This is a genomic window from Spirulina major PCC 6313, from assembly GCF_001890765.1.
Classification (GTDB): Bacteria; Cyanobacteriota; Cyanobacteriia; order Cyanobacteriales; family Spirulinaceae; genus Spirulina; species Spirulina major.
This window is the reverse complement of record NZ_KV878783.1, coordinates 4,712,516-4,729,248: the sequence shown is the minus strand read 5'-3', so window position 1 is coordinate 4,729,248 and position 16,733 is coordinate 4,712,516. Positions and strand designations below refer to the sequence as shown.

Below are 16,733 nucleotides of genomic sequence, written 5' to 3'. Positions count from 1 at the left end.
TTCGGTGGTTATACAATAAAAGCGTTCGCTAGCGCGAAGTAAAATTCCGGGGTGAGCACCCTATGGGCAGGGCGTTGTCCATTGGGCTAGGCAATAGTAAGACGGGCTACGCCTGCAATTGCTGTCTGAACCCAGAATCCCCCGTCATTTATGCGGGGGAGTACGTCAAGGTTTCTCCGTTGGGATCGAGGGTTGCCGAGGGTCATTCCACCACCCTCCTTCCACTGCTCACGGGCGATCGCATCTCATTTTGGCTCAGGGGCTAACTATTGCAGGGTTTTGAGCATGGTTTGGAGTTTGAGTTGGATTTCGCGCAGTTCGCGATCGGGGTCGGAACCGGCGACGATGCCCGCGCCGCCGTAGAGACGGGCTTGGCGATCGCAAATTAACGCCGACCGAATTCCGACGATAAATTCACTATTTCCCGCCGCATCGAGCCAACCAATGGGCGCAGCGTAGAGACCGCGATCAAAGGTTTCGTACTCTTGGAGGCGATCGCAGGCCACCGCCATCGGAACCCCCGCCACTGCGGGCGTAGGATGGAGTTGCGCCACAATGTCGAGGGGGTGCAGCGTTGGGGGAATCGGGGCGGTGATCGGAGTCCAGAGGTGTTGAATATTGCGCAGTTGGAGCAGTTGACGGGGCGATCGCACCGGATCAAGCCCCAATGCTCGCAGTTGCGCCACGATATAGTCCCCCACCGCATCATGTTCCCGGCGTTCCTTATCCGACGTGAGCAACTGCTGCGCCAATTCCCGATCGGTGTGGGGATCATCACCACGGGGGGCAGATCCCGCCAGCGCATCGGTGTGGAGACAGCGATCGCGCACCCGAATCAGCCGCTCCGGACTCGCCCCAATGAACGCATGGCCCTGGGCATTCCCGATCGCAAAGGTGTAGCAGTCGGAATGATGGCGACGCAGGGTATCGAGGGCTGACACCACCGAAAACCGTTGCCGACTGAGCAGATCCACCGCATGGGCGATGACAATTTTCGACAACTGCCCCCGCTCAATCGCCCGCAACGCCGCCTGCACCGCTGTGGTGAAAGGGGCGAACTGATGGGCCGGGTCAAAACTCGGCGGGGCCGGCGATGCGGGTTTTGCCGCTAGGCTAATGGTGCTGAGGCGTTGCACCAGGGCTTCGCTGCGCTGCCATTGGGCGAGGAAGGTGGCGAGGGTGGTGCTGGGTTCAATGCGATAGTTAAAACTCCAAGTGCCGTGCTGGCCGTGGCGGGCAACTTGGAGTTGAGGGATGATCAGCATGGCGGGGGCGTAGCCGGGGGGGGCGGCGTGGGCAGTGAAAGTGAAGGCACTAAAGGCGTGCAGGCCGGCGAAGGGGCGATCGCGATCGCCCGCTTCGGTGAGGTGATGGTGCTGGGTCGTGAGCCAATGCCGCGCCCGGAGAAAACGCTCCTCCCCCGTAAAACAGGCCCCGTCCACTTGGCCAATGGCCGCGATCGCCACCTGATGACTCGGATGCTCCCAATAGGCCGACGGCTGATTCAGAAACGGATTGCACTGCAACAGCAGCAGCGGATCAACCGCTGGGTCTAGAGGGTACGACAGACTCAGCAGTTGAGCTACACCCCGTTGCCGCGCCCGGACTGACACCGAGGAAAAAAGGGACTGGAGTTCTCGCGCATCGTATGCCGGGGAAAAACGATAGGGAAGAACGGGCATGGAACAACGTAAAATTTCTTATAAATTTTTAATTTTGAGTAGGACTCAATGGTATGTCTAAGAAGGGGAAGCCGTCTAGATGACAATGCTCCTATGGTAGCGGAACTCTTAAAAACTCGGCATCAATCCCCTACTCACGTAGGATCATGAATGCCAAAATTGTGGATTCATTCGTCTTTAATCCCCCACTCATTGAATGCCTATTTTGTGGGTTTTGTGGGCTGTCTTTGTTGATTTTGAATTGACAGCAATTCCCCTCTTTGTTTGCCCGTGCTTTGTGACATTTGACACTGAATTCTATGACCAGCCCTCAACCGATTTCGCCTTCATTACCCTCCCCTCCCTCCCAAAAACAACTGTGGAAAGCTGCGATCAAGCTACCAATGTACAGTGTTGCGGTGATGCCGATTCTGATGGGAACCGCGATCGCCTATGGTGAAACTGGGCAGATCAACGGGGGAATTTTGAGCGGTTTTTTGACGGGGGCGATCGCAATTTTAGCCTGGATTAACTTAAGCAATGATGTCTTTGATGCCGATACCGGCATTGATCGCAATAAAGCCCATTCCATTGTCAACCTCACCCAAAATAAATCACTGATTTTTTGGCTCAGTCTGGGCTGTTTAGGAGTGGGGATTTTGAGTATTGTGGCGATCACCTATTGGGTGCAAGATTGGCGCATTTTAGGATTAATTATCGCGGCGTGTTTTCTGGGCTATACCTATCAAGGGCCACCCTTTCGCCTGGGATATTTGGGACTCGGTGAACCGATTTGCTTTGTAACCTTCGGCCCGATGGCGATCGCCGCCGCCATCTATTCCCAATCCGGCACACTCACGCCCCGCTTTTGGGCCTTCGCCACCCTGATCGGCCTCACCACCACCCTGATTTTATTCTGTTCCCACTTTCACCAAGAAACCGACGATCTCGCCGCCGGGAAGCGATCGCCCATTGTCCGCCTCGGCACTGCACGGGGGGCTGATCTCCTCACCTTCAGCGTCGTCCTGTTTGGCCTCAGTCTCCCCATCGGCGTTGGGCTGGGACTGTTGCCCCTCGCCACCCTCTTCACTCTGCTGAGTTTGCCGATTGGTGTGGGGCTAGTGCGCCATGTGCGGGCGAATCATGACCAACCGGAGCGCGTCCAAAACTGTAAATTTATCGCCATCAAACTGCATTTTTGGAGCGGTCTTTTGCTCATTCTGGGTGTATTTTTACCCACGGGTTAGAGGTTGTTTAAAAAGTGTTTTGAATAGAGAGGCAATGGGCTTAAGCACCTTGTTTTCATGGAGTGAGGCTCATGATTTGGATCTGAGTTTAACTTTTCAAACAGCCTCTTAAGCCACTCTTTGGGCCTAATTTGAGATCAGCTATAACCTGGTTTGAATTTACCCGAATCTGCCCTCACCCTGAGGAGTTGGGGAGTTCTGAGGCTTTGGCCACATTGATCCCATTCCAGTCCAAACGAGCACCGTGATCTTCAAAAAAGGAAAGGGTGTTCAAGAGTCCTAGGGCAGATTCGTAGGATTCTTGAATCAATTCTTGACGTTCTTCTGGGGTATCGACTAAATCATCAGTGACTAATTGGAGAGAGCCAAGCATCGCATTGAGACGGGCACGGACTTCGTAGGACAAACAGGTGCGCAGTTCCAACGAGGCCCGAATCGAGGCGCGAATCAACGCCGCATTGGTGGGCAGGGCAAATTTTTTCTGTTTTTTGCCGAATTGTAAATCGTGGAGTTTGGCGTAATGGCCATCCCGTTGGAGGAGTTCGGCGTGGGTTCCCACTTCCATCACGGCTCCTTGATCGAGGACGACGATTTGATGGGCTTGGCGGATGGTGGAAAGGCGGTGGGCAATGACAAGGGTGGTGCGATCGCGGCAGAGTTCATCGATCGCATCCTGCACCAGTCGTTCCGACACCGTATCGAGGGCACTGGTGGCCTCGTCCAAAATCAAAATATCCGGGTCACGCAGCAGAGCGCGGGCAATGGCCAGGCGTTGCCGCTGCCCCCCGGAGAGCATCACACCGCGATCGCCAATTTCCGTCTCAAAGCCCTGGGGCAGATTTTGGATAAAGTCGTAGGCATTGGCGCGGCGGGCCGCCGTTTCAATCTCCGCATCACTCACCTCCTCCAGCCCATAGGCAATGTTGTAGCGAATCGAATTATTAAACAAGAAGGTATCCTGACTCACCACCCCCATCGCCTGACGCACCGATCGCAATTCCAAATCCCGCAAATCCACGCCATCCAGGGTAATCCGTCCCTGCACCGGATCATAAAAGCGGGGCACAAGATCCACCAACGTTGATTTTCCTGCCCCCGATGACCCCACCAGGGCGGTGGTTTTCCCCTGGGGAATCCAAAGATCAACGGTTTTCAGGGTATTTTCCGCATAGCCGGGATAGTGGAAACTCACCCCTTCAAAGTGAATCCCCTCCTGAAGGGGTGTATAGGCGCGATCGCCCCACTGCATGATCGGCTTATCATCTTCACGGAGGAAATGGGCTGTAATTTCCGCACTGGGGGACACATTGGCAAACTTACTCCGCTCCTCATTCAGCCGTCCCACAAAGGGAAGAAGGCGAAACAGCGTCACCAAATAAATTAATAGAATCGTCGAAAGAGATTGCAGTTGATCGATGAAGATATAGCGCCCGATCACGACAATACCGAGGATCGTGAAAATGCCTGAAATTTCATTAATCGGGGCGATCACGGCGTAATTACTTTGGGAGGCAAATTCTGCCTGCTCTCGTTCCCGAATACATTGCTCTAACTTCTGATATTCAAATTGCTCATTGCTGACGGTTTTAATCAGTCGAATTCCCGTGAGAATTTCGAGTAATTTATTGGAATATTCCTGGGATTTTAACGACAGAATGCGGCCATACTGCTTAGCCCGTCGAATAAACCATTGATTGAGGGCAAACATCAGCACCAGCAACACCGCCGCCGCAAGGGTAAGCTTCCAGGACAGCATGATTAAAATGCCGATAAACACCGACACCGTGGTTAAGGTGGTGAACATGGAAATCCCCAATTTCACCGCGTTGGCGGTTCGTCCCACCTCATTATTAACCGTGTTGATAATGTTGCCAATTTTTTGTTTTGAGAAATAGTCCAAGTCAAACCGCAGGAGAAGTTTGACCCCTTCAAGACGCATGCCATTAACGAGCGATCGCGATAAATAGTTAGAGACAATCGCCGTAAAATACATGGCGGTATTTTTGAGGACGATCGCTAAAATGACCGCCCCAATCATGGCAAAAAACTTCGTATCCCCCGGAAACCGTTCAAAGAACCGCATCACGGCTTGGAGGGCAGCGGGCCCCTTCGTTAATAGCCCGGTATCCTGACCCAAAAACCCCAGCAGGAGGGGGACAATCAAGGCGGTACTAATGCCATTAAATAACGCGCCAGAAAACCCTAAAACAACAGTCGCGATAATTAAAAACGGGTAACGGAGGGCAAACTTAAGGAGTAGTTTATTGGTAGACATTGATTCCTTCCACAGGGAGGCGGAGTGACCCAGAACAGTGCTGAACTCCGATGGCTAATGGGATGTGTATGGGTTGGTTGGGCGGGGGGCGGTCGGCTGGGTGCTGAGGGTTGGTTATCTGTTCGGGGTCAAGGGGGTTAATACCTCTGCTAGTCTAGCGGCCATTGCCGCAAAACTATATTGTGCAATACATCGGTTGCGGGCCTGCTGTCCGAGGGTAAGGGCGCGATCGTAATGGGTGAAAATCCATTGAATCTGGGCGGCGATCGCGGCTGGGGATTCCGGTTCGACTAAAAAGCCGGTATCACCGAGGAGGGTGGGGATATCCCCGACGCGGCTAGCGATGATCGGTTTTGCCATGGCCATGCCGTCGGTGAGTTTGAGGGGAAATTGGGCGCGGGTGATCGGGGTGTCCCGTTGGGGGACGACGATGATATCCGCTGCGGCGACGAGGTCGGGCATGATGTGGGCGGGTTGGATCGGGAGTTGAATGAGCCAGCGGGCCCAGCGGTGATGGAGGTGGCGATCGTAGTCGTCGTAGGGGCTGCCGCCGACGATGACGAGGCGTAGATCCGGTTGATCCAGTTGATCCAGTGCCAAGAGAACATCTTCAATGCCTTTGTAGGGGCGGGGCGCACCGGGAAACATCAGGACACGGTAATCACTGAGGCCGTAGCGATCGCGGCTGGCCGTGCGATCGCACCGGGCCGGATCGAACAGGTCTACATCCTTACCATTGGGCACATAGGCCCCACCAAAGCGATCCTGTAAAAATTGACTGTGGATCGTGACGGCATCGGCGCGGGGCACGAGTTTTTCCGCCCAACGCAGATAGAGGGGATGATCCAGATGGCGCAAGGCTCCGTTGGGTTTGAGGATGTCCCGCGCCACCTGTTTCAGGCTGGTGGGATAGCGCAGGTCATCACCACCACACCAGCCCAGCACCCAATCATCCACATCCAAAACGACGGGGGTACGGGTGCGCCAGCGATGCCAGAGGGCGAGGCCGAGGGTGGTGAGGTAGGGGCGGAGGGCGTAGACAATATCACCGCTGATCGCCCGGCGGAGGCGGTGGGCGGACTGCCAAAACTGCGGTAGGGGTTGGCCGGGGATCAGGGTGAGGGGAAAGCGATCGCGCACGGCGGGGTTGGGGGGGCGATCGCCAAAGTTAAAGCCGAGAATCTCCACCTCGTAGCCCAACTGTTGGAGGGCTTGGTAGAGTAAAAAAGGCCGACTCGCCGCCCAGCGGGCCGCACCACTGCCGGACAGATCATGGGACAGGATCGAAACTTTCAAGGGAGAATGGTGCAAAGGTCGCAATCAATCACATTGAACAAATGGGTTGGCCATGCCCCCACGTTGCCACGGGCGACAGGAGACATCGCGATCGACGGCACGGGGCAAAACAACCGGGTGAATCCCGATTCTGGAACACCATTAACCTTGGCTAGAAGCAAACGCAGGAAAATCCCGTTTGCTCTGCCATTTTAACAAACCCCACTGGCGACGGAACGCGAGCAAGTCCGGGCCGAATCCTTGGAGAAATTATTAATGCTGAAAACTGCTGTGCGGGCTCTCTTGGCGCGGTTGCCCCAGCCTCAGACGAAGGGGGGCGCATGCTTTGCCTGCCATCAATTTGTGCCCCAAGAAACGACGCAATGCCCCCATTGTCGGGTGTCTCAGCCGCTGCTGTGGGGCTATAGCGGCCTGTTGCAAGAACGGGGGGTGGATTGGGGCATGACAACGGTGCTGATCTGGAGTTGTGTGGTGGTGTATGGGGTGAGTTTGGCGATCGATCTGCCGGGGATTCGCCACGGGGGGCCGATGCGGTGGTTGTCGCCGAGCAGTCGGAGTCTGTTGGCGTTGGGGTCAACGGGGGCAGTGCCGCTGTTTGAGTTGGGGCGGTGGTGGACGGTGTTAAGTGCGGCGTGGCTCCATGGGGGGGCGCTGCATTTGCTGTTGAATCTGATGTGGCTGCGGTTGTTGGGGCCAGCGGTGGCGCAGTTTTACGGAGCGGGGCGGTTGTTGTGGATCTATGGGGGCAGTGCGATCGCAGGCAGTGTGCTCACCAGTGCGATCGCAGCGGCGGATTTTGCCGTTTTGCCCCCCGCTCTCCACGGGGCTAACTATACGGTGGGCGCGTCGGGAGCAATTTTCGGTCTCCTCGGTGCGCTCCTTTCCGTGCCTTCGCCCCATTTGCAACGGATGGCCTGGACCTATGCCCTGCTCAATTTTGGGTTTGGTCTGTTTTCGGTGCAAGTGGATAACTGGGCCCATCTGGGGGGTTTATTGGGGGGTTGGCTCTGTTCCCGATTGCCGGGGATGGGGGTTCAATCCCCAGAACGGTTTTATCACCTGATCGGGGCGGTGATCATCGGGGGCGGTGCGATCACCGCCGTTCTCGCCTCCATCCTGACCCCCATGGGATAATCCCCCAACCTGGGGCGGCAGCTACTCCGCTTCGTCAATCAGTTCAATCGTGCCCTGCTGCCCGTCCACCCGCACCCATTGGCCATCGTGAAGCTGCATGACCCCCGCCACATCAAACACGGCCGGAATCTGATATTCTCGCGCCAAGATTGCCCCGTGGGACAGACGGCCCCCCACTTCCGACACAATCCCCACGGCGCTAGCCAGCAGGGGCGACCACCCCGCATCGGTATAGGGCACGATCAGAACGGTATCCGGCGCGAGGGTGCCTGAGTCTTGGAGCGATCGCACCACCTGGACGCGACCTTCAATCACCCCAGGGCTAACCCCGATGCCCTTCAGGGTTTGCCCCACCGGGCGAGAGGGGGGCGGCGGCGGGCGATCGGCGCTGGGTTGGCCGTAGACCACCGGGGGCACATGGGACAGGGCTTGATGGTGGGTATAGGCCTGTTTTCGGAAGGCGAGGCGATCGCCCAGCACCGGGTCGAGGCGGCCGGCATCCCGTTCCACTTGCTCGGCAATTTCCGCCAGGGTGAGAAAAAACAGATCCCCAGCTTCCGGAAGCAGGCCCGCCTGGAGCCACTGCTTTTCGAGGGCGAGCAACGTCCATCGTAACTGTGCCAGCAGCCGGTTATAGAGTTCCGCCACGTTCCCTTTGAGGTTGAGGCGGTGTTGCACCAGTTTGGCAAAGGCGGAACGGGATTCAGGCGGGTCTGGGGTTTGGGAGAGGCGCGATCGCTGCACATCATCAAACACACAGCGGGTAAACAGTTCGCGCATCGGTCGCGGCTGTTCCGACCAACGCGGCACTGCAATATCCGTCGCCACCTCACTCAGATAGCCATACTGCTTGAGCCACAGATTGAACTGGTCTAAAATCGGCTGACCGTCGGGCATATCCGCCAAATAGGCAAACAACGACGGACAACTATCAAAATTCAACTGGCCCATAGGCAGTAAATTTCGACTTTTTTCGGCTAACTGCATCAAGGCCCGCACCGAAGCCACCTCCGGCATCGCTTGGGTATCCAATTCCGCCTCACTCACCGGCAAGATCCCTTGACGGATCGCCGCACTCAAGGGAGCCAAAATATTGTAGTAGGTGGCCCGCTGCAATGTGGACAGGATCAAATCCACCCGCGCTAACAGTTCATCAGGGGATAGGTGGGTGGCGGGGGTTTGCACCTGCTGGAGGGTGGGGATAAACCATTTCTGCTGATCGCGGGCGAAGTCTTGGGGCAGTCGCCATTCCCGCTGCGCCAATCGCCAGAGTCCCGGTAAATTCTTGAGGGTGCGGAGGATCGGGGGTTTGGTCATCGGTGCGCCCCGCGTCAGGAATTCGAGGCTTTCGGGGGGGAGACCCATACGCCGGAAGATTTCACCGAGGAGGGTGGCGTTGAAATAGGCGTGGGAGAAGTGGAGGGTGGCGGTGGCATCAAAATCCAACCCGGCGGCGCGATCGCCCAGGCCAATCTCAAATAATTTTCCCCACACGCCACAGGTGAGGGGTTGGTTAATCGACCAAGTCAGGGGCCGAATCGCCCCCGGAATCACCTCAGCGGCAATTTTGCGCGTCCAAATCGGGGCAAGGGTGGTAATCGGGCGCGTTTGTAAAATCCAGAGGGTTTCACCGTCGTAGGTCCATTCCATATCCTGGGGAATGCCATGATAGGGTAGTGCATTAGATTATTGTGGGGAAGGAGAGGATATCCTGCCAACTCCAGCGATGGTCAGTCAATCCTGCTCGTTGTGCCGCCGTGCTCTTGTAGCGACTGTGCTGCCAGATCCAGTTGAAATAACTCACCACTAAACGCACCGTCACCTTTGTCTGCTGCCACAGTTTGCCAAACTTGTTCTGTCGTCGATGCCACCTACCCGTCTGCTGCCTGATAATTCCATTGGTACGCTCCAACCGTTGCGTTTGGTCTTTGCCAATGTAGTGCTCAATTTCCAGCGGCAGTACCCGCTCATATCCTCCCCAGTTGTCACTATTCCATTGCTGGCAATGGGTCTTTCCCTCCGTGCTCACCACCAGTTCTTCAATCAGTTCATCGGTGTGTTTCCCCACTCGTGCTGTCAAGATTAACCCGCTCGAATCTGCCAAACTCATCGCAATCCAGCAATCGCCTACTTCAACTTCTTCGGGCAAGCATTGTTTGTTTTTTTTTCACGAATGACCACATCTCATCAGCACTCACGTCCTCCGTTTCCACGCCCTGCACTTGGTCGTTATGAACCAGCAAAGCTTTAGCACTGGCGGCACGAATAATACTGACCACGGTGTTATAGGCTAATCCGCTGATGCGGCTGACTCCTCGCAAGCTAGTGCCTTCACTGTGGGCTTGAAGTACTTGCTCAATCTGCTCCGGAGTAACATGGCGATAGTAGTAGAGGGTGTCAAAACTCTCGGCAAAGGTTTGCTGGCAGTGAGGGCAGAAGTAGCGTTGATGACCATTGGGCATTTTGCCGTGTTTGTGGGTTTTGGGATGACCGCAGAGCCGACATTCCATAGTTTTAGTGCAGTGGTAACGATTCCTCTACTTTACCAAACCCACATCATTTTGACGCACTACCCATGATAGCGGGCTTCAAGGTCACGGCAGAGACGGGCCACCTGTTGTAAGACGTGGGAGGGGGTGGAACCCTCGCCAGCGATCGCCAAGGCGGCGGGATCATCCAGTTCCGGGCGATCGCCGTCAGGATGCTCGCGATCCGGTGGCGTGACGGAATCAGCGGCAAAATGGACGCTGTATTGTTCCGGGGTGGTTTGACCCGACACCACCGCCGCCGCGCCCCCCGGCAGAGCCTCAATCACCACCACATCCCGGTATTGATCCACCGGGTCACGGCTGAAGGCAACGCCGGAATATTGCCCGGTGATTTGCTGTTGAACGAGGACGGCAAGGGATTGGTCGCGCTGGTGGTGGTGGCGGCGGTATTCGACGGCACGGCGCGAATTATAGGAGGTTTGGCAATGGAGGACAGCGGCTTCGAGTTGGGGAGGGGTGGTGATGTTGGGCAGGGTGACGTATTGACCGGCAGCGGAGGCGGAGGCGGAGTCTTCGCCGATCGCCGACGATCGCACAATCAACGGCTGCTCTGGGGATGGGTTCAAGGACAAAATTAAGGGCTGGGGATCATCCCCCGCCGGCAAGACCCAACCTTCGGGCACAGCGTAACCCCAACGTTTCAGGGTAGCCAGGGTGGCCGCCTTGGCCCCGACTTTCTGGGGTTCTAAGCGATCGCGTAGGGTCAACACAGCATTATCTCCGCGAAAAAATCGAAACAGGGTGCGCGTATCTTGCGTTTGATCCGTCGGTTCAACCAACTCCAGATCATCCGGAATTTTAGTGTAAATCCAAGCCATTAGGGCCGCGAGGATCACAACGGCGATCGCATAATCTTGCCCCGACTGCCGCACGGCTAAAATCATCACCAGCCAAAACAGGCTCACATAGCGCCCCGCCCGCCGTTCCCGCACCAGGGTAAAACTCATCAACCCCAAAAAGGCAATCACCACCGCCCCGATCGGGTCATGGGCGACAATCCCCCAAAATACATTCGTCGTCCCCGCCCCGCCGCCCATCCAATAGCGACCCATCACCAAGGCAATCAAGGCCACAATCTCCCACGCCGGTTCCGTCGTAAAAAACCACCGCGCCAACAGCACCACGATCCCCCCCTTCGCCGCCTCAGAACAGACCGCCAAAATTCCCACTGTGCGCCCGCCGTGATAAAACGCCGCCGACACCGAGAGATTCCCCGTCCCCAACTGCCGCAACCGTTTCCCCGTTCCCCGCTGCACGAGCCAATCCACCACGGGCAAGCCCCCTAGCACGGGGCATATTAAAAAGATAATCACCGACCCCCACAGTTCACGCATCGGCTATGGCAGGAAGGGGATAATCGGCCTTAACATGCTGCGCAGTTGCAGGAGGAAAATCAAGTGACGCACTTGGGGATCAAGTTCTGGATCGTAGGCCCGTTCTCCTTGGGCGGCTTCGACTTGGGCATAGTCCGCCGCCGTGAGCCGTTCCCCGGTTTGAGGCGATCGCGCCTCCAAAATAATTTCCGTGCGTAACACTTCCTCCGGCGTATCCTCCGGCGGTGGCATCGCACCGGCCATCCCGCAGGGCCACACCAGCAGGAGGAGTCCAACCATCAATACCAATCGCGATCGCATAGGGAGCCTCGTTAGCCAACACTGCCGCTATTTTAGCGAATCTCATTCCCGCCGCCGTCATTCCCCGATCAATCCGTCAGAATGGAGCCAGAGCCAGGCTGCGATCGCCCCCCATTTCGCCCTTAATCTCCCCCTAAACTTGATCCCCAACAATGCCCCAATACCTGATACATTTAGCGAGTATCGGTAAAGACAATCACAAAAAAGGCAATATGAAAGTTTTAGTCATCGGTGGGGATGGGTATTGCGGCTGGGCCACAGCACTCCACCTCTCCAATAAAGGATATGAGGTCGGCATTCTTGATAACCTGATCCGCCGTCATTGGGATGCCAAACTGGGTGTTGATACACTCACCCCCATTGCACCGATTCAGCAACGACTGCAACGCTGGAAAGATTTAACAGGCAAACAGATTGATCTCTACATCGGTGATATTAATAACTACGATTTTCTGATTAAATCGCTCCGAGAATTCGGGCCCGACTCCATCGTTCACTTTGGCGAACAGCGATCAGCCCCCTACTCCATGATTGACCGCGAACATGCCGTCATGACCCAAACCAATAACGTCGTTGGAACCCTCAATATTCTCTTTGCCATGCGCGATGAGTTTCCCGATTGTCACCTCGTGAAATTGGGCACCATGGGTGAATATGGAACCCCCAATATTGACATCGAAGAAGGCTACATCGAAATCGAACATAACGGCCGCAAAGATACCCTGCCCTACCCCAAACAACCGGGGAGTTTCTATCACTTATCCAAGGTTCACGACAGCCATAATATTCACTTCGCTTGTAAAATTTGGGGACTCCGCGCCACGGATCTTAACCAAGGGATTGTCTACGGTGTGTTAACCGAAGAAACCGGCATGGATGAACTGCTGGTGAACCGTTTGGACTATGACGGTGTGTTTGGTACGGCCTTAAATCGATTTTGTATTCAAGCCGCGATCGGGCATCCCCTCACGGTCTACGGCAAAGGCGGCCAAACCCGCGGCCTCCTCGATATTCGCGACACCGTGCGCTGCATTGAAATTGCGATCAATAATCCCGCCGACCCCGGTGATTTCCGCGTCTTCAACCAATTCACGGAACTCTTTAGCATCAGCGATTTAGCAACAATGGTGCAAAAAGCCGGCAGCACCCTCGGTCTCAAAATAGAGATTCAAAGCGTGGATAACCCCCGCGTCGAACTCGAAGAACATTATTTCAACGCCAAAAATACCAAGCTCTTAGATCTCGGTTTAGAGCCTCACTTCCTCTCGGATTCTCTGTTGGATTCCCTGTTGAATTTTGCGGTGAAATATCAAGATCGGGTAGATAAGCAAGAAATTCTCCCGAAGGTTTCCTGGCGGCGTTAGGAGACGAGCTTTTTCACGCATTACCCTCACCCCAAACCCCTCTCCCAACCTAATTCTGTAGGGGTTTGGACGTAGCCTTGAGCACCTTGCCTGAAAAAAAAGAAACGCTCAATCGCATTAGCCAGAACTTTGACCCCTGGCAAGGGTTGCTTCGGAGAAGGGGCAAAACCCACTAACTTCGCCAAGGCCAAGGTAGCCTGTCCTAGAGAGTCAACCGCATGACCCGAAAGTAAACCTAACAATCACAGTTCCTCAGCAGCAAACATCGTCTGAGGCGACTGTCTGATTGACTGACAAAAGTTTAGTCAGGGGGGTAGCGAAAAGTACGAACCTGGAGCTCAAGACGATAGCGATGGGAACGCTGCTCATGCTGTGAGCGAGAGGCCATCGCCGGTTGTGGATCGCGGCAGGTAGAGAAACAAATAGTAGTTTATCCGTAGCTTTCCAGTGCTCTAGAGAGTCTGAACTCTTCGCCGTTTTCTTGCCCTTGGGCATAACTCTTCATCCTAAAATGGGTCAGACTGCCCCAATCTCGTCCCTTGCCCTGAGACAGGAGCTTACAGGGTCAGACTGCGATTAACGTTCCATAATACAGGCAACCCAGGGATTTCTGGTCAGCAGGAAAATATGGCTGATTCTAATTATGAAACCTATTGCGACCCGGCGATCGCTCGATATTATCAACAGATTCACCAGATCCAAGGGGCTGAATCGGCAATCTTAGACGAGTTACGAGAGGATCTGGCGAGGGCGAGACTGTTGGATATTGGCGTTGGGGGTGGGCGCACGACGCAATATTTTGCGCCTGTGGTGGCGGACTATGTGGGGATTGATTATTCAGAGGTGATGATTCAGGGGTGTCGGCAACGGTTCCCAAGCTATCGGTTTGAGCGGATGGATGGGCGGGATTTGGGGCAGTTTTGCGATCGCAGTTTTGATTTTGTGCTGTTTAGCTTCAATGGGTTGGACTATGTGGGACAGAGCGATCGCCTCCAGATGCTCCAGGAAATTCATCGCGTTTTACGACCAGGGGGCTATTTTTGCTTCTCAAGCCACAATCTCCAAGGCCTCGAACTCGCCTTTAATGCCGTTCAACAAGTCAGCTGGAATCCCCTCACTACCTACATTAACCTGGTGATGTGGCTCTGCCTTCGTCTGAAGAATCGAGGCATCACAGCGGCGCGGCTCAAAACCATGGAGACTGCGATCGTCCGCGACGAATCCCACAATTTTCGCCTTGCTCACTACTACATCCGCCCCCAACATCAGCTTCAACAATTGCACCCTTGGTTTAACACCATCCGCGTCTTCGCCTGGCAAACAGGCCGCGAACTGTCCACCCCCCAAGACCTCGCCACCCACACTGCGCAATGGCTCTATTACCTCTGTCAGCCGTGAAGCTGTCCTCAAAATATCTTCCGTATGGGGTGGTGTGGGCTAAAAAAATTGTGAGTAATTGGGTGAGAGGGGGCGATCGCCTCTAGGCTAAAGACGAGCAACCTTAAATTACTAGAGGGGTCTTAACCATGTGCGGAACCTGCGGCTGCCATAGCGAAAACGGCGTGACGATTCTCACCGCCGATCACGATCATCACCATCACCCCAGCGACGATCATGCCCACGATGCCCACAACCATTACCACACCCACGCCCCCGCCACCCGTACCCTCCACCTCACCGAATCTGTCCTCGCCAAAAACGATCGCCTCGCCGAACGCAATCGCGGCTATTTCCTCGCCAAAAATCTGCTGGTGTTGAATGTCATTTCCTCCCCCGGTTCCGGCAAAACCACCCTCCTCCAAGCCACCGCGAGCCAAGGCGGCCTGCGCTGCGGCGTAGTCGTGGGAGATTTGGAAACCGACAATGATGCCCAACGCTTCCGCGCTGCGGGCGTTCCCAGTGTCCAAATCACCACCGGAACCCTCTGCCACCTCGAAGCCGATATGGTACTGACGGCGGCTCAACACCTCGACCTCGACGCGATCCAACTGCTGATCGTGGAAAATGTGGGCAATCTCGTCTGTCCGGCGGCCTACGACCTCGGCGAAACCCTGCGCATTGTCCTGCTTTCCACCACCGAAGGCGAAGACAAACCCCTGAAATACCCCACTCTCTTTAAATCCGCTGATGTGGTGCTGTTGACTAAGCTCGATATTGCCGAGGCGGTGGGGTTTGATCATGGGGAAGCGATCGCCAATATCCGCGCCATCAACCCCACCGCCACTATCTTCAGCGTCTCCGCCAAAACCGGCCTCGGCCTAACGGATTGGTATCAATACCTCGAAGAACGGTGTGGAGTGGGTGCGATCGTCTAGCGGAAGTCTCTCAGCATCACACCCTCAACCGCCAGCAACATTGATATTCTGGAGTTCAGTGGATCGCTCACCCGCAATGCCTGAAACACCGTGGCTTACGAATCTCAACGACACACCGACCTATAGGGTTGCCGACGCAGCCCATTATATTCGTGTGCCCACTGTCACCCTCAGCACCTGGCTCAACGGACGCACCTACACCACTCAAAACGGCAAACGGCAAAGCCCGCCCCTCATCCAACGCCCCAACCCCAAAACTCCCCTGCTCAGCTTCAATAACCTCCTTGAAGGTCATATCTTGCGCGTCATTCGCGAAACTCACGGTATACCGCTCTCCAACGTGCGGGGCGCGATCGACTACCTTGGCCAAAAATTCAACACATCCCACCCCCTGATCCATAACCAATTCAAAACCGACGGCGTAGACCTCTTCATGGAACATGCCGATCTTCTGATTAACGTGTCGCGGGCTGGACAACTTGCCATCCGTGCAGTGATCCAAGACCTACTCAAGCGCATTGAGTGGGAAGACAATATTGCCGTCCGACTCTACCCCTTCATCAGCCCCACCGATCCCGCCGACAAAATCATCAGCATTGACCCCCGCTACTCTTTTGGTAAGCCCATCATCACCGCCACAGGAGTTCCCACCGATGTTCTCGCTGAGTTCTACAACGCAGGCGATACTATCGAAGACCTGGCCGCAGACTACGAATGCACCCCCGCCCAAGTCCGTGCCGCCATCCGGTTTGAGTCCTCGCGTCAAGCGGCATGACCCACCCGCAACCTTCCTATACCTACTTTCTTGACCACGCACTCCCCAAAAGTGTCGCCGCCACTCTCCGCAATCTGGGCTATACCGTTGAACGACTCCAAGACCACTTTCCGGTTAATACCCAAGATGTAGATTGGCTTCCTGTCGTTAGTCAACGCGGCTGGATTGTCCTGACCAAGGATAAAAATATTGGCAAGCGCATGATTGAACTGGGAGCCGTCGCCAACTCAAACGCCCGGCTTTTTACCCTTGTATCGGGCAATATGAGCTCTGCTGAGACCGCCCAAGTCTTTGCCAATGTGATTGGAAAATGTGAAAACATCGTGCAGCAAGAAGCTGCTCCTTTTATCTTCAAAATTTATAAGGATGGCTCAGTAACACGATGGCGTGATGCTAACACTATGCAGCAAAATGTATCACCGTAGAGGGTTAGCCTATGAAGTGGCACGTTTTACTGCCATCGGTTGGCCCGCGAGAGGCGCG

Annotated in this window: 14 protein-coding genes; 7 read left to right on the top strand and 7 right to left on the bottom strand. The window is 55.3% G+C overall.

Translation table 11 applies throughout. From position 1 onward, the window contains the following. Positions 1 to 266: 266 nt before the first annotated feature. Positions 267 to 1,682: an isochorismate synthase gene (locus SPI6313_RS20930; protein WP_072622739.1), complete on the bottom strand. Its 1,416-nt coding sequence runs from the start codon at positions 1,680 to 1,682 to the stop codon at positions 267 to 269. Between the two features lie 299 nt (positions 1,683 to 1,981). Here SPI6313_RS20930 and menA point away from each other — a divergent pair, with 299 nt between their 5' ends. Continuing rightward, complete coding sequence (gene menA / locus SPI6313_RS20925) at positions 1,982 to 2,908, top strand: 2-carboxy-1,4-naphthoquinone phytyltransferase (protein ID WP_084669139.1); 927 nt, start codon at positions 1,982 to 1,984, stop codon at positions 2,906 to 2,908. A 175-nt stretch (positions 2,909 to 3,083) separates the two neighbouring features. Here the strand turns inward: menA and SPI6313_RS20920 are convergent, their stop codons facing one another. Both SPI6313_RS20920 and SPI6313_RS20915 read right to left on the bottom strand, forming a co-directional pair. Continuing rightward, the gene (locus SPI6313_RS20920) at positions 3,084 to 5,183 is read right to left on the bottom strand and encodes an ABC transporter ATP-binding protein (RefSeq protein WP_072622738.1); all 2,100 of its coding nucleotides are present in this window, start codon (positions 5,181 to 5,183) and stop codon (positions 3,084 to 3,086) included. Positions 5,184 to 5,297: 114 nt separating this feature from the next. Continuing rightward, complete coding sequence (locus SPI6313_RS20915; RefSeq protein WP_084669138.1) at positions 5,298 to 6,479, bottom strand: glycosyltransferase family 4 protein; 1,182 nt, start codon at positions 6,477 to 6,479, stop codon at positions 5,298 to 5,300. A 255-nt stretch (positions 6,480 to 6,734) separates the two neighbouring features. On the opposite strand from SPI6313_RS20915, the gene SPI6313_RS20910 reads away from it, so the two are divergent. Further along, on the top strand, positions 6,735 to 7,613 hold the full coding sequence (locus SPI6313_RS20910; protein ID WP_072622736.1) for a rhomboid family intramembrane serine protease: 879 nt from the start codon (positions 6,735 to 6,737) through the stop codon (positions 7,611 to 7,613). A 21-nt stretch (positions 7,614 to 7,634) separates the two neighbouring features. On the opposite strand, the gene SPI6313_RS20905 is transcribed toward SPI6313_RS20910, so the two are convergent. The 4 genes from SPI6313_RS20905 to SPI6313_RS20885 all read right to left on the bottom strand — a co-directional run bounded on the left by SPI6313_RS20905 (position 7,635) and on the right by SPI6313_RS20885 (position 11,796). Next, positions 7,635 to 9,263 (bottom strand): PEP-utilizing enzyme, encoded by a 1,629-nt coding sequence (locus SPI6313_RS20905; protein ID WP_072622735.1) that lies wholly within the window; start codon positions 9,261 to 9,263, stop codon positions 7,635 to 7,637. Positions 9,264 to 9,294: 31 nt separating this feature from the next. Beyond that, positions 9,295 to 10,123, bottom strand: a protein-coding gene (locus SPI6313_RS22555) for an IS1 family transposase (RefSeq protein ID WP_139276489.1) whose coding sequence is annotated in 2 segments (ribosomal slippage) — positions 9,295 to 9,771 and positions 9,773 to 10,123 — 828 coding nt in all. Because the reading frame shifts where the segments join, the coding sequence is not laid out codon by codon here. Between the two features lie 59 nt (positions 10,124 to 10,182). Continuing rightward, on the bottom strand, positions 10,183 to 11,496 hold the full coding sequence (locus SPI6313_RS20890) for a glycerol-3-phosphate acyltransferase (RefSeq protein ID WP_084669137.1): 1,314 nt from the start codon (positions 11,494 to 11,496) through the stop codon (positions 10,183 to 10,185). Positions 11,497 to 11,499: 3 nt separating this feature from the next. Then, positions 11,500 to 11,796, bottom strand: a complete 297-nt coding sequence (locus tag SPI6313_RS20885) for a hypothetical protein (RefSeq protein ID WP_072622733.1) — start codon at positions 11,794 to 11,796, stop codon at positions 11,500 to 11,502. A gap of 212 nt (positions 11,797 to 12,008) precedes the next feature. Between SPI6313_RS20885 and SPI6313_RS20880 the strand changes: the two genes are divergently transcribed. The 5 genes from SPI6313_RS20880 (at position 12,009) to SPI6313_RS20855 (ending at position 16,675) form a co-directional block, all read left to right on the top strand. Beyond that, on the top strand, positions 12,009 to 13,160 hold the full coding sequence (locus SPI6313_RS20880; RefSeq protein ID WP_072623262.1) for an NAD-dependent epimerase/dehydratase family protein: 1,152 nt from the start codon (positions 12,009 to 12,011) through the stop codon (positions 13,158 to 13,160). Between the two features lie 627 nt (positions 13,161 to 13,787). Next, positions 13,788 to 14,558 carry a class I SAM-dependent methyltransferase gene (locus SPI6313_RS20870; RefSeq protein ID WP_072622731.1) on the top strand — a complete coding sequence of 257 codons (771 nt, stop codon included), beginning with the start codon at positions 13,788 to 13,790 and terminating at the stop codon, positions 14,556 to 14,558. Positions 14,559 to 14,686: 128 nt separating this feature from the next. Further along, on the top strand, positions 14,687 to 15,475 hold the full coding sequence (hypB, locus tag SPI6313_RS20865; protein ID WP_072622730.1) for a hydrogenase nickel incorporation protein HypB: 789 nt from the start codon (positions 14,687 to 14,689) through the stop codon (positions 15,473 to 15,475). A gap of 76 nt (positions 15,476 to 15,551) precedes the next feature. After that, positions 15,552 to 16,250, top strand: a complete 699-nt coding sequence (locus SPI6313_RS20860; RefSeq protein ID WP_072622729.1) for a DUF433 domain-containing protein — start codon at positions 15,552 to 15,554, stop codon at positions 16,248 to 16,250. After that, positions 16,247 to 16,675: a DUF5615 family PIN-like protein gene (locus SPI6313_RS20855; RefSeq protein ID WP_072622728.1), complete on the top strand. Its 429-nt coding sequence runs from the start codon at positions 16,247 to 16,249 to the stop codon at positions 16,673 to 16,675. The genes SPI6313_RS20860 and SPI6313_RS20855 overlap by 4 nt, the downstream gene beginning before the upstream one ends. Positions 16,676 to 16,733: the final 58 nt, after the last annotated feature.

What these genes read in the sequence shown, in the direction of transcription:
- hypB (WP_072622730.1), top strand. Translation starts at nt 14,687, where the DNA reads ATGTGCGGAACCTGCGGCTGCCATAGCGAAAACGGCGTGACGATTCTC.
- SPI6313_RS20855 (WP_072622728.1), top strand. Translation starts at nt 16,247, where the DNA reads ATGACCCACCCGCAACCTTCCTATACCTACTTTCTTGACCACGCACTC.
- SPI6313_RS20930 (WP_072622739.1), bottom strand. Translation starts at nt 1,682, where the DNA reads ATGCCCGTTCTTCCCTATCGTTTTTCCCCGGCATACGATGCGCGAGAA.
- SPI6313_RS20880 (WP_072623262.1), top strand. Translation starts at nt 12,009, where the DNA reads ATGAAAGTTTTAGTCATCGGTGGGGATGGGTATTGCGGCTGGGCCACA.
- SPI6313_RS20870 (WP_072622731.1), top strand. Translation starts at nt 13,788, where the DNA reads ATGGCTGATTCTAATTATGAAACCTATTGCGACCCGGCGATCGCTCGA.
- SPI6313_RS20910 (WP_072622736.1), top strand. Translation starts at nt 6,735, where the DNA reads ATGCTGAAAACTGCTGTGCGGGCTCTCTTGGCGCGGTTGCCCCAGCCT.
- SPI6313_RS20905 (WP_072622735.1), bottom strand. Translation starts at nt 9,263, where the DNA reads ATGGAATGGACCTACGACGGTGAAACCCTCTGGATTTTACAAACGCGC.
- menA (WP_084669139.1), top strand. Translation starts at nt 1,982, where the DNA reads ATGACCAGCCCTCAACCGATTTCGCCTTCATTACCCTCCCCTCCCTCC.
- SPI6313_RS20890 (WP_084669137.1), bottom strand. Translation starts at nt 11,496, where the DNA reads ATGCGTGAACTGTGGGGGTCGGTGATTATCTTTTTAATATGCCCCGTG.
- SPI6313_RS20860 (WP_072622729.1), top strand. Translation starts at nt 15,552, where the DNA reads ATGCCTGAAACACCGTGGCTTACGAATCTCAACGACACACCGACCTAT.
- SPI6313_RS20885 (WP_072622733.1), bottom strand. Translation starts at nt 11,796, where the DNA reads ATGCGATCGCGATTGGTATTGATGGTTGGACTCCTCCTGCTGGTGTGG.
- SPI6313_RS20920 (WP_072622738.1), bottom strand. Translation starts at nt 5,183, where the DNA reads ATGTCTACCAATAAACTACTCCTTAAGTTTGCCCTCCGTTACCCGTTT.